Source organism: Burkholderia paludis (assembly GCF_000732615.1).
Taxonomy (GTDB): domain Bacteria; phylum Pseudomonadota; class Gammaproteobacteria; order Burkholderiales; family Burkholderiaceae; genus Burkholderia; species Burkholderia paludis.
This window is the reverse complement of sequence record NZ_JPGL01000067.1, coordinates 1-12,957: the sequence shown is the minus strand read 5'-3', so window position 1 is coordinate 12,957 and position 12,957 is coordinate 1. Positions and strand designations below refer to the sequence as shown.

The window sequence follows — 12,957 nt, the reverse complement described above, 5'->3', positions numbered from 1 at the left end:
TTCTCCTGTTTCGAATTTGCATGAGGATGCCTTGAACGGCATCGGAACTCCGCCGAGCATCCCTCGTTAAGTCGGAAGCAATATCGTCGTTTTCTCGTTTATATGGAGTCCTCCATTTATCGTCAGTACGAGATCATTCGCTCGTGACACGCGATGGACCTACGCGTGTCCCATCACGCGGTTCGCAGCCAGCTCGCCGCTCAACACGGCTGCCTCAACACCTGCGTGAGCGAAATAATCACCTGCCAGATAGATTCCTTCCGGCATCTCGCGATGCAGCGAGTTCAGCATTGCGTAGTGCCCCGGCCCCGCGATCGAGAGCCCTCGCTTGTAGCGGAACAGGTGTACGAACGTGGGTTCCGGCGCTGCGCCGAACACCTCCGTTACCGCAAGCAGGGCTTCACGCTTGATGTCGTCATCCGTCATTTGCGCCAGCGGCGGCGTGTAGAAGTACACCCCCACGGCTTCCCCGCCAGGCGGCACCGCATCCGGATGCCTTTTGCTCTGCAGGACACAGGCCCCCCAATTGCGGAGATCGTTCGCGGGTAGCGCAACGCTTACCGGGAAATCGGGCCACGGGTTCGTCGCATAGCAGACCTGGACATGGGCATACTCGGAATACAGGCACTGCCTGAGCTTCTCGGCGGACTGTGCCGCTGCAATCCCGTCAAGCAAGTCGGCGGATACCCCGGGCTCGGAAGCCAGAATCACGGCGTCCACCGCGTGCAGTTCTCCGTTAGACGCGACGCTGTAGCCGCTGCCATCGTGGCCGCGCTTGCGGATCGCCGTCACCGGGCTCGACAGACGCAGGTCGAGGCCATGCGCGCCTTCAATGAGCCAGTCGCAGATTTGCCCCATGCCTTTCGGCGGCACCTTCAGCGACAGCTTGTAAAACTGCTGGATGATGGCCTGATACAAGGGTGTCGAAAGCCAGTTCATCGGCACGGCGTACAGGAAACCCATGTACGGAACGGTAATGTAGTGATGCCCTTTCTTCCCCAGGACACGCAACGACCAGCTCTCCAGCCGTTCGCCGTTATCGTATTTCGCGAGTTCCGCGCCATCGAAGCAGGACTTCGGACCGGAAGCCAGCAGTTGCCCGAGGACACCGAGGCAGAGCCGGAGCTTGTCGAACACGCCGAAGACCGGCAGTTTCAGGAAACTCAGGATCTGGTCGAACGCAACCGTGTAGCGCTGCCGGTCCCAATCCACGACATGCGTCCTGGCATCCCAGGCAACCAGATCCCCGTAACGTCCGAGTTCCTTGAGAATGGCATTGGTTCTCGGATAGATGCCGCCCATCAGGAACAAGGCACCCGAGCCAAGGTTGAATCCGTCACGATGGACCTGTTGCGTTCGCCCGCCCACCTGCTCCTGGCTCTCGAACAACAGGACCTCGTGCCCGTGTTTCCGCAACGTGTATGCGGCAGTACATCCGGCCGGGCCGGCGCCAATGACAGCGACCTTCACCATTTCTTCTCCAGTTGACCTGTACGTCGTCAGCGATCGGGACGAGCCCGTCCGATTCAATCCTGTACGGCGGCATGTTCGCCGCCGGTACGCACCGGCAGGCTCGAGCGCAGCGCCTCCAGCGGGTAGCGCGTCCGGACGTCTTCGACCACGAGCCGCGCGACTTCCGCGCAAGCCGCCGTGCCGCCCGATGCCCACGGCTTGACGCCGTCACCGACGTTCCACAAGTTGGCGACCGGCGTCTCCCTCGGCAAGTCGTATCCCGCCACGGCCCGCTGCGCAGGCCATTCGTGCGCGGTGACGTCGATGGCGACGATCTTCGCCCGCTCGAAGCCGGGGAAATGGTCACGAATGTCGTCCAGCAACATGGCCGTTTCCTTCTCGACGTCGAACGGGCCGCAGGGCGGGCGCGGGACCGACGCGGCGCAGTACAGGTTCCATCCGGCCGGTGCTCGCCGGAGTTCGGGCGCGCTGAAATTCGCTGCGTACACCATGCGCCGCGTCCTGGCGAATAAAGCCAGCCCGGGAAATCGTGCAAGCGGCCGCTGGCTGGCAAAGTGAACCGTGATGATTGCGGCGGGATTGGTCGCGGCACACACGGACTGCACGTAGCCCGCGGGAAACCTTGCGTCGACGGCGAGTTGCGCGGTGTGAAGCGGGCCGATGTTGCTTACCGCAACGTTGCACGACACCGTCCGCACGACGCCGTCCTGCTCGATGACGGCACCGTTGACCAACCCGTCGTCGGAAAACGTGAGTGCCTGCACGGAAGCCCCGAGCCAGACGGCTCCCCCGCTGGAAACGATGAGATCGACCAGCGGCTTCCACACTTCGATCGTCCCGCCAGGCGGCAACCCGAATTTCCGGAACGCGGTGTCTTTCGTGAAGTAGTGCAGAAAGACGTCCGCGGGAAAGATCGTGCTGTTCGCGGCAAACATCGCGCCGATCGCGTTGTCAATGAGGCCGCGAACCGCCGGACTGTGCGTAAACCGGCTCAACCACGACGAGACCGACTCCCCCGCGGCGGGCGCAAGCCGAGGGAAAAGACGCGTGATCGCAGCGATCGCCTTCGGCCCGGCATGTCGAAGCCACCCGCCGATGCCTTCCGACACGTTCACGTCCTTCCCGGCGACGCGCAGGACGGTCGACGCGCGTCGCGGAACATGGAGATCGAGCGGAAGGCCCAGATCCTCGAAGGTCCGCGCGACGGCGCCGTCCACTTCGATGATCAGCGCGCCGGTATTGCACAGGAAACCATCGACGTCCCGGGTCGATGCGCGCCCGCCGACACGCTCGAGCGTCTCGACGAGCAGCGTCCGATACCCCAGATGCGCGAGCCGGGCGGCCGCGCATAAACCGCCGGCACCCGCGCCAACGACAATGACGTCAAAACTTGAAGCGACTTCGTGCATGATTCACTCCCGCGATGCGATCGCAGAACAGACCTAGAAACGCGCCGTGTAGGAACACGCGACATGAAACATCGAATCGGTTACCGATATGGGCACGCTGCTTCCGATCCCGCCACTGCTGAATACGCGCTTGGGAAGCGAATATCCGACGGCGAAGTCGATCGTTCCACCCCGGTTGAACGTATAGGCGCCGCCGGCCGTCAGGCTGGTGGTCGGGGTCGACGGAATGATCGCGACCAGGCCTGGACTGCTCGTCGCCTCCTGCGCATAGTGGAAACCGCCACGAAACACCCAGCTCGCGTCATACCGGTATTGCAGCCCCACGGAAAATACGTTGGTGTCCCGGTAGTTCAACGGCAGCGCGAGCGTCAGGTCCTGCCCCGATCCGTCCTGCGAGAAGCGGACGCGCAGATCCTTCATCACGTCATGCCAGAACACGCGCTGGAAGTCCGCCGCAACGGTGAGCCGGTTCGTCAGGTCATGACTGATCCCTGCCGTCACCGAGGCCGGCATCTGAAAATCGACGAGGGAAACGGTGCCGCCGATCGGGATATTGCCGGCGGATGCGCTCACCGCGGTAACCAGGGCGTGCCCGCTCAAGTCGCCCATGTGCGTCTTGAACTGGTATGCGAGCCCCACCCGGGTGCGTGGCGTTGCCTGGTAGGTCAGGCCGAGCTTGCCGCTCACGCCCCAGGCCTCGGCCGCGCCGCCGGCGATCTTGTTGTTGCTGAACTGGAGTTGCGCGCCTGAAAGCCCCGGCATGCCGATCAACGACGGCAGCAACGCGCCCGACAGCCTGCCTTGGGCAGCAAGCAGGCCAAGCTGGGATGCGTCGAACAACAACCCCATGTTCGCCGCGCCCCACACGGCTTCCACCGCTCCGCCGACAGTAAGCTTGTCGGTCACCTGGTACGCAGCCGACAAGGGGATCTTGAACACCATGAGCCGGGAAAAATTCGACAGCCCGGTATCCACGCCATTCGTCGTTGTTCGCGAGATGAAACTTCCCGTGCCGTACTCGGCACCGACACCGGAAGAAGCAAACGCGCCGATTCCCACTGCGTAACGCCCTTGCCGCCACAAGTAGGTCAGGTCCGGCGCGAAATAAGGCCCGTTGTTCCTGCCTCGGGAGCGCGAGTCGGCAATCTCTCCTGTCGCTTCATTCCTGGCCTTGATATTGGCGACGACGACTCCCGCACTGACCTGTGCATAGTTCCCGTCGCCGACGAGCGCCAGCGTTGCCGGGTTCACCATCACGCCGGACAATCCGATATTGTTGGCCGCGGCCGTTCCGCCCATCGCGAGCGAAGCCGCGCCATAGGCACTAAAGTTGAACGCATCCTGCGCCCTGGCGGTCGGGCTCGACAATTGGGCGAACAGATACCCGATTGACAAGGCGACATAAGATCCCTTCATGCTCTGCCTCCGCTCCTTCCGGTCTTTTCTTCGTTGTTGGGGATGACTGGCTGTTCCGCCAATTCAAATATTTATTCGGATATCGAATTATTTTCGATCGAGATACACCGCTCCGGTACAACGGGTGGTTCTCAATCGCACGTCACCTTCCGCCGGGAACGTGAAGTGGTTTCCCGCGCGGCTGACGGGTCACGCCTGGCTTGTTCTGCCGTCGGTAAACTTGTCGTAGAACACTTTGTCGATCGGGACACCCTGCTTCGCCAGGCTCGCGATCGCCGCGTCGATCATCACGGGCGGCCCGCACAGGTAGCCCTCGGCGCCCGCACAGAACCCAGGCTCGATGTGATCGGTGACCAGCCCTCGCGCACCCCGCCAATCGCTGCCCAGCGGTTCGTGCGACAGAACCGGAATGAACCGGAAGTTGCCTTGCCAGTTGCCGGCAATGTTCCGGATGGCGTCAAGCTGGTAAAGATCGCCCTGGGTACGCGCGCCGAACAGCAGCGTGCATTCGCGCTTGATGCGGTTGGCCCGGGCATGCTCGAGCACGCTCACCAGTGGCGCCAGGCCGCTGCCGCCGGCGATACACACCATCGGCGCGTCGCCTCCGCGCAGGTGGAACGTGCCCAGCGGCGCTTCCATCTCCAGCGATTTCCCGTTCAGTTCTCCATTGAAGAGGGCTTCGGTGAATTCGCCGCCCGGCACCTTGCGGATATAGAACTCCAGCGTCGTCCGACCCTTGCGTTGCGGCGCACTCGCAAACGAGTAGGAGCGCGCCCGCTCGCCATCCGCCTTCGTCAAGTTGGCATACTGACCGGCCGCGTAGTTGACCGCACGATCGGTCTGGACCGTCACCTTCAGGATGTCGTGCGTCAGCGCATCGGTCGCCACGATCGTCGCGACGAATTTCTCGGCCGGCAGGAGATCGGCCGAGACCGCCTCGATCTCCACGACGGTGAGTTCGTCGCGCGGAAATGCCTGACAGGCGAGCACGTACCCCGCGTCGAGTTCCTGCTTGGACAAGGTATAGCCGAACGGCGTCGCTTCCCGGACCCTACCCTGCTTCAGGCGGGTCTTGCAGGACGCACATGTGCCGACCGTGCAGTCATGCGGATAGGCAATGCCGCCCGCCAGCGCGGCTTCCAGCAGCGTCTGCCCTTGCCCGACCTCGACCGTCACATCCTGCGGCAGGATTCGGAGTTTCTTGGGTTTCGATCGGCCAAAGGCGGCCTTCAGAAAATCTCGCATCAAATACCCCCCCTATCTTGAGTCGCCGGCCACACTGGGCGTCGGAACGACTGCGCGGCCAGGACCAGAACCGCGACGATGGAAACGACCGCGAACACCAACGCCGGAACCAGCCCGATGAAGGACGCGCCGTTGGCCGCCCCGAATCGGTTGCCGCCGAAAGTGAGCGCCCGGTTCGGCGCAAACAGCGCGGCCGCATAGAACAGCGTATTGGCCCAGCCGGTCCCCACGATGAGCCATCCGACGCGCCGCGCGAGCGTGAGCGCGACACCGAGCACCGGCAGGATCAGCGCCACCATCACGATCAGGAACGCGTTGAGCAATTGCCCGATATGGAAGCGGACCCACGCCGCACTGTCGCCAGGCACGCGAACCGCCAGAAGCCGGCCCGGCCACACTTCCAGCCCGCCAGTCAGGCTCACCAGCAGGCCGCCCCCGGCCAGCAGACCCACCAGCAGGATCAGCATGCCGTGCCCGATCATGTGCCGCTGGAGGGTTCTGGCCTGGCTCTGCGCGAGAGTCGAGGTTGTCGTCACACAGGTCTCCGTTCCGTATCCGTTCAGCTTCCGGCCCATGCCGTCTTTTTCGGTGCGCCGGGTCGGGTCGGCGGTTCGTCGAACCAGTCGTCCCACCCCGCGCTGCGGTTTTGCTCCATGGCCAGGCGACGCTCCGCCTGCGACGCAAATTCGTTGTCCCAGCGTCGCAGTGCCGGCTTGATGATCCGGCCGTACCACAAAGGCGGAATGAAACCCGACAGGAAGCACACGATGATGCTCGGCATCATGACGACGTCCTTGTCCGGGACGAGCTTGTAGTACGGAATGTAGGAATTCAGGTGATGGTCGGCGTGGTTGGTGATTTCGAACGCGTACAGGCGCGACAGCGTGCCGTAGTGATTCCACACGTGCCGCTTCTCGATCGGCGTGCCGACCACCCGGACCTGGCCGAAATGCTGGTAGTAATTGAAGGCCTCGACCCAGAAGCGCGCGATCACCATCGCAATCAGGCACAGGCCGGCCGCCTGCCCGCCTCCGATCGCGTAGTTGATGCCCAGGAACACGACGACGGCCAGGATCGCGCGCCAGAGCGAATGCCGGATCGACCAGCGCGAGTGGCCGCGCTTTTCGAGCGTATCGCAATCGAGCTTGAGTTCCAGGCGCGTCGATTCCCACATCGAGCGGGCGACGAAGCGGTACAGATTGGTTCCCCGCCGTGCCGTGTCGACATCCTCTTCGGTGCCGACGTCCCGGTGATGGCCGACCACATGCACTTCCATTCGCATGGAATCGAGAAACGCGACCTGACCATAGCGGCCCGCGAAGCGCGCGAGACGCCCGCGCGAGTGATACAGCTCGTGCGTCGCCGGCACGCCGGGCACGACCGACAGCCATGCCAGCCCCGCGACGCCCCCCGCCATCTGCAGCGCGGTCATGTTGTGCAGACCGACCGACCGGGCAAAGATGAAGTACATGACGGGAAGCAGGACCGTCGAAATCCAGACCGGCAAATAGGCCCAGAAGTGACTCTTCATCCTGCGCTCCGAGAGATCGAGCGGAAGCAGCGCGTCGAGAATCGCAATCGCCGGAAACGCCCCGATCGCGATCCAGGTGAAATCGCCCCCCCGATAAAATCCCCATATCGCCAGCACCTGCACCAGGGGAGCGAAGTAGTACTTAATGTATTCCCACATTTGAGGTCTCCAGTTCCATCGAAACACGTCGCCTTGCAGCGATGTGCCGTCAATCGTCCAGCAATGCGCAGACCGTCTTGGTCTCCGTGTAGGCAACGAGCCCCTCTTCCGACACCTCGCGGCCCCAGCCCGACTGCTTGAAGCCGCCGAACGGCGCCGCAGGGTCGATCACGCCGTGACAGTTGATCCACACCGAGCCGGCCTGCAGGCGGTGGGCCACGCGATGCGCCTTCTTGATGTCCCGCGTCCAGATGTTGGCGGCCAAGCCATAGGTCGTGTCGTTGGCAAGGCGAATGGCTTCCGCCTCGTCCTTGAAGCGGATGATGCTCACGACCGGCCCGAAGATCTCCTCTTGCGCGATCTTCATCGACGGATCGGCATCAGCGAAGACGGTGGGCTGGACGAAATAACCCTTGTCCCCCACCTTCTGGCCGCCGTACACGAGACTGGCGCCCTGTTCGATGCCGGATCGCACGTAACCCAGCACCCGCTCCTGCTGCTTGCGGGAGACGAGCGGGCCAAGCACGGTGTCGGCGTCCTGACCGTTGCCCACCTTGAGTTGCGACGCCACCGCCGCAATCGCGTCGACGACACGGTCATAGACGCTGTCCTGCACGAACAACCGGCTGGCGGCAAAGCAGATCTGGCCTGAATTGAAGAACACCGCTAGCGCCGCGCCGAGCCCCACCTGACCGAGATCCGCGTCGTCGAATACGATGCTCGGCGACTTGCCGCCCAGCTCGAGCGTCACGCGCTTCATGTTGCCGAGCGAGTACTCGACGATCTTCTTGCCGACCGCGGTCGATCCGGTAAAGGTGATCTTGTCGACGTCCGGATGGCATGCCAGCGCTTCGCCCGCCTCATGACCATAGCCATTGACGATATTGAGCGCCCCCTCCGGCAAACCGGCCTCCAGGCAAAGCTCGGCCAGCCGGAGCGTGCTGAGCGGTGTCAGCTCGGTCGGCTTAAGCACCATGGTGCAACCCGCGGCCAGCGCCGACGCAATCTTCCAGGACCCGAGCGCGAGCGGGTAATTCCAGGGCGTGATGGCGCCGACGACCCCGACGGGTTCGCGGCGCGTGTACGTGTGGTATTCCTTCCCGTCGAAGGAAATCGGCGGTGTCGTACCGCCCAGCTTCGAGCACCAGCCGCCCATGTAGCGAAACACATCGACGGTCGACGGCAGATCGATCATCTTGGCAAATGAAAGGGCCTTGCCGGTATCCAGCGACTCCAGCAGCGCCAGTTCCCCGGCATGTTCCTCGATCTTCCGGGCAATGTTCTCGAGCATCCGGCCGCGATCGATGGGCCTCATCCGGCGCCAGGCGGAGGACTCGAACGTCGATCGTGCGGCCTTGACGGCGGCGTCGATGTCGCTTTTCCCGCCCCGGGGGATGTCCGTCACGATTGCTTCGGTCGCCGGGTTTTCGACGCCGATCGATTCGCCGGCAAGCGCCTCCGTCCATCGGCCGCCGATCAGGTTCCGGTTCTGGAATCGGGTCGGGGCCGCGGGGCGCGTCGGGCTTTCATTCATGGTGTTTGACTCCGCGATAAGGTGCGATAGCGAAAATTCGGGCAGGCGATCAGAGGCTCATGAAGATGCCGCCGTCGACGATGATGTTCTGCCCGTTGACATACGACGCCTCGCCGCTCGCGAGCCAGGTCGCCGCGCCGGCGATATCGGCCGGGACCTGCGGGCGCGCGATCGTGCGCATCTGCGACGCCACGCCTTCGAATTGCTCGTGCTGCTGCGCGTTGGCCACCGCGTTCGCGGAATGGGTGTAGCCGGGGGAAATCGCATTGACCGAGATCCGGGATTGGGTCGCCGCGAACTCGCGCGCCATCGCGCGCGTCATCGCCGCGACGGCACCCTTGCTGGATACGTAATGCAGCATGAACGGCACGCCGACGTGCGCAATGACCGACGCGATATTGACGATCCGCCCGCCGCCGCCTTCACGCATCGCACCGGACACCGCATTGGTGCACAGCCACGGGCCCTTGACGTTGACTGCGTAGAGCCGATCCCAGTCGTCGACCGAGATCGTTTCCATCGGCGTGCCCTTGAGCCCCGTAAAAATGCCGGCGTTGTTGACAAGCACGTCGATCCTGCCGAAGCGCTCCAGGGTTGCCGCGGCCATCTCGCGAGTGCTATCGGGATCGGCCACGTCGGTGTCGACCCCGATCGCGACGTCCTGGCCCAGTTCGGACGCGGCCGCTTGCGCACCGCGCACGTCGGCAATCACGACCTTTGCGCCTTCCACGACATACATCCTGGCAATTGCATTGCCGATACCGGTCGACGCACCGGTAATGATCGCCACCTTACCTTCCAGCCTCATCATCTCGCTCCAAATTGACGTTTATCCAGATCAACGCGTAACAAACAGACCATTCCGTCTTTTGATCGACGATCGGGGCGTGTCACCCCGGCGTGGCCGTCCGAATGTCGTGCAACGGCACCCCTGAGTCATTTGCACGGGTGACGTCGACGCGTCCGTTACTGGGCAATTTAAAGCGGGCTCGCATACCGCGACCCCATCCTAAAGGACAGGCTGATTCCTAGGAAAAACCCGAAGTTCCGACGAATGGGTACGCGTCCAAAATCCGTGAACACGTGGCGGCTCCGCAAGAACTTGTGCGCCGCAAAACAGCAGCACGCAATGCCGAGGCACCTCTATCCGCGGCAAGCCGCGCGACGCCGTCCATCGATAACGACACGGAAGCGAATGAACCCTGACGATTGGTCCCGAGGAAGAGTGACGCCCCCTGATTTCTGCTTCGAGCGCGTCCCCACTCGCGCGCTCACGTTGCTGCGGTCGCGATCGCTGCCCCGCCTTACCGTGGTGACCGCGCCATCGGGTTATGGAAAGACCGTCCTGTTGAGCTCGATCTATCGCTGGCTGTGCGCAAGCGGCGAGCGGTGCATCTGGCTGGGTCTCGACGAACGCGAGCGGGATATTCGTGCCGTGTTTGCGCTGCTTCGCCGCGGCATGACCGGTTCGGCGGCAAAGGCCGATGACCCGAGCGCCGAAACGGCCGGCGGTTTCACCGATTCGATCGAGATGACCGATCCGGGCCATGCGCTACAGGCGATCGTCGGCGACTTGCGCCGGCTGCCGGGTCGTACCGTGATCTTCATCGACAACCTCGATGCATGCGCGGACCCCATGATCCCGGCGTTTATCGAAAGCCTGACCTTTCATCGCGCGCCGAACGTGCATCTGGTGGTTTCCAGCGTCAGAAACCTTCCGATCGACCTGGTGCGAATGAAGCTCGAGGTGGACGGGCTGCTGCTCGGAACGGCCGAGCTCGGCTTCGACCGGAACGAGACACGACAATTGTTCGCGCTCGCGGGTTTCGCCCGGCTGGACGACAGCACGCTTCTCGACATCCACGCACATACCGAAGGATGGCCGGCGGCCGTGCGGCTGGCACAGGTACTGATGTCGGAACAGAAGCAGTTCCGCAGCGCTTTTTCTCCGGCGCAGATTCCACCTGCCCCGCTTCACGGTTTCAGCGGAGACCAGCGCGACATCTCTCGGGTATTGACCGACCGGGTTCTCGCGATCATCGATCCCGCTCGCGTGCGCTTCCTGCTGGAGATCGCCCTGGTGCGCGAATTCAATGCGGACCTGGCGGAATTCATGACCGGCAACGTCGATACCCGGGACTGGCTGAACGACCTGCTGCAGCGCAACCTGTTGATCTTCGAGGTGGGCGGCCGGCACCGCTGGTTTCGTTTCCACACGCTCCTGCGCGAATACTTCCTGCAGGAAGCGAAGGAGCGCATCGGTCGCGACAGGCGAACGGCGCTCCTGAAACGTGCGTCGTCATGGCATGCGGAACACAAGGATTACGTCGGCGCGCTGGGGTACGCGCTGGAAGCGCCGGACATCGAACAGGCGGAACGCCTGATCGGGCGAATCGCGCGAAACGTCGCCGCGGACTGCGGGCAGATGTCGAAATTCGTCACGTGGGCCGAAACCCTGCTCGAGCTGGGCGGCCGCTTGCCGATTCAGGCGCAGGGCTGGTATGTGTGGGCCCTGTGCCACCTGATGCAATACGAAAAGGCGAAATCGGCATTCCAGATGCTGGATCAACGCATCGCCGAAAGCCTCCCTTTCCCGCCCGCGCCCCTCGATACGGCCGACCTTCATTTCCTCGGCATCGTGCTTGCCGTGGCGACCGACGAGCTGGAAACAGCGCACGCGCAGGCGCTGTCGTGGCTGGACCATGTCGAGCACCACGACCCGCTGCACGTCGGCACGGTCGCGGCAGCGGCCGCGATGGTCGCGGTGAACCGGGGCGACCTCGACGAGTGCGAGCGACACCTGGACGTTGCGGAAGGTGCGATCGAGCGATCCGGCAGCATGTTCGTTCGCGCGTGGGTGGCGATTCTGCGCGCCATCCTGGAACTGTCCCGTGCGCGTCCGGATAGTGCTGCGCGAATCCTGGGCCCGATGCGTGCCCGTGTCGCGGCGGAAATTGACGCCAACGCCTCCATCCTGGCGATCATCGATAGTGTGCACGCACGCGCGCTGGTCGACCTTGGCCAATTCTCCGACGCGCAAGTGTTGATCGAGCGGAGCATGCAGATCGCCAATCACCACGGCATCGCGCTGACCGCCGAGCTGGGGCTCGGTGCGTGCGTGGCCTGCGCGACCGAAAGCGAGCGTGGCCGCGCGACCGATGCAGCCCTTGGCGAGATCGCACGCCGATATGCGCCTCGCGTGATGGACGCGTTGTCCGCGCAGCGCATGCGCGTCCGGCTGCATTCCGACTCCGAGGCCGACACGACTGCGTTTGTCCAGGGTGTCGCACAAGCCGGCACGCGCCCGGCCGGCAAGGAAATGCATGAACGAGGCGACCGCTTGCTCGCCGGAATCGAGCTGACGATCGCTCGCGGGTTGCTGAAGGACGCGCACAAGGCGATCGAGGCGGCGATGAAACGCGCCACCACTCAAGGGCGGACGAACGATCGCGTATCGCTGTTGCTGGCGGCCATGGACGCCTTCAGCCGGGAGGGCCGCGCGCGGGAAGCGGCGCGTGCGCTGTCACGCGCGATCGGTCTGGCTCACGCGGGGTCGCTCGTCTACCCGTTCATCCTGTATCGGCGGGCCGTCCGCAAAATCATCGAGAATACCGGCGCCCGCGATTTCGGGCTGATTCGGCCGAACGAGATCGATTTTCTCGCCAGGCTTCACGAGATCTGCGGCCAATATCCCAACGGGAACGACACCGACAGCGCTCATCCGGCCGATACGTCCATGGAATCCATCGACCCGGTCCAGCCGCTGACCGAGCGGGAAACTGAACTCCTGCTCCTCGTCAACGAGGGCTTCAGCAATCAGACCCTGGCAGACCAGCTCTCGATCAGCCTGCCGACGGTCAAGTGGCATCTCAGGAACCTCTACGGCAAGCTCGGCGTGCGCAGTCGTTCGGCCGCGCTCGCCAAGGCGCGTGCCTATGGGCTGCTGGCCTGAGCAGGCAGATCGGGCATCCGCGCCTGGATGACGCCTGCAGGCACGGCATTAATGCCAATCAGGTGTGGGCGTGGCGCCGCCTCTACGTTCAAGGCCTCTTGACGGATGAAGCGAATCGAGAGCCAATGGTAATACCCCCGCTTTTAACGCGAGTCAGAAGTAGAGGCTAAGCGGCCATGGCCAGCCGCTGTTTTGGCGTTACGCCACCAAGGCCCATGTTGGGGCGCTCATGATTGTA

Annotated in this window: 9 protein-coding genes; 1 reads left to right on the top strand and 8 read right to left on the bottom strand. The window is 63.5% G+C overall.

Annotation, left to right across the window (positions count from 1 at the left end; translation table 11 throughout):
• Positions 1–159: 159 nt before the first annotated feature.
• The 8 genes from GQ56_RS0131650 to GQ56_RS0131615 form a co-directional block, all read right to left on the bottom strand.
• A complete protein-coding gene (locus tag GQ56_RS0131650; protein ID WP_031402470.1) occupies positions 160–1,473 on the bottom strand; it encodes a protoporphyrinogen/coproporphyrinogen oxidase in 1,314 nt (437 codons plus the stop codon).
• A gap of 53 nt (positions 1,474–1,526) precedes the next feature.
• On the bottom strand, positions 1,527–2,882 hold the full coding sequence (locus GQ56_RS0131645; RefSeq protein ID WP_052007370.1) for a phytoene desaturase family protein: 1,356 nt from the start codon (positions 2,880–2,882) through the stop codon (positions 1,527–1,529).
• Positions 2,883–2,915: 33 nt separating this feature from the next.
• Complete coding sequence (locus GQ56_RS0131640) at positions 2,916–4,298, bottom strand: OmpP1/FadL family transporter (protein ID WP_031402468.1); 1,383 nt, start codon at positions 4,296–4,298, stop codon at positions 2,916–2,918.
• Positions 4,299–4,487: 189 nt separating this feature from the next.
• A complete protein-coding gene (locus GQ56_RS0131635; protein WP_031402467.1) occupies positions 4,488–5,543 on the bottom strand; it encodes a 2Fe-2S iron-sulfur cluster-binding protein in 1,056 nt (351 codons plus the stop codon).
• Complete coding sequence (styC, locus tag GQ56_RS0131630; RefSeq protein WP_152601920.1) at positions 5,543–6,079, bottom strand: styrene-oxide isomerase StyC; 537 nt, start codon at positions 6,077–6,079, stop codon at positions 5,543–5,545. Before styC ends, GQ56_RS0131635 begins: the two co-directional genes overlap by 1 nt.
• Positions 6,080–6,102: 23 nt before the next feature.
• The gene (locus GQ56_RS0131625; protein ID WP_043301703.1) at positions 6,103–7,233 is read right to left on the bottom strand and encodes an alkane 1-monooxygenase; all 1,131 of its coding nucleotides are present in this window, start codon (positions 7,231–7,233) and stop codon (positions 6,103–6,105) included.
• Positions 7,234–7,282: 49 nt separating this feature from the next.
• Positions 7,283–8,767 (bottom strand): aldehyde dehydrogenase family protein, encoded by a 1,485-nt coding sequence (locus GQ56_RS0131620; RefSeq protein WP_031402464.1) that lies wholly within the window; start codon positions 8,765–8,767, stop codon positions 7,283–7,285.
• Positions 8,768–8,816: 49 nt separating this feature from the next.
• On the bottom strand, positions 8,817–9,575 hold the full coding sequence (locus GQ56_RS0131615; protein WP_031402463.1) for an SDR family NAD(P)-dependent oxidoreductase: 759 nt from the start codon (positions 9,573–9,575) through the stop codon (positions 8,817–8,819).
• Between the two features lie 540 nt (positions 9,576–10,115).
• Here GQ56_RS0131615 and GQ56_RS0131610 point away from each other — a divergent pair.
• Entirely contained in the window at positions 10,116–12,719 is a 2,604-nt protein-coding gene (locus tag GQ56_RS0131610) for a LuxR C-terminal-related transcriptional regulator (RefSeq protein WP_031402462.1), read from the top strand.
• Positions 12,720–12,957: the final 238 nt, after the last annotated feature.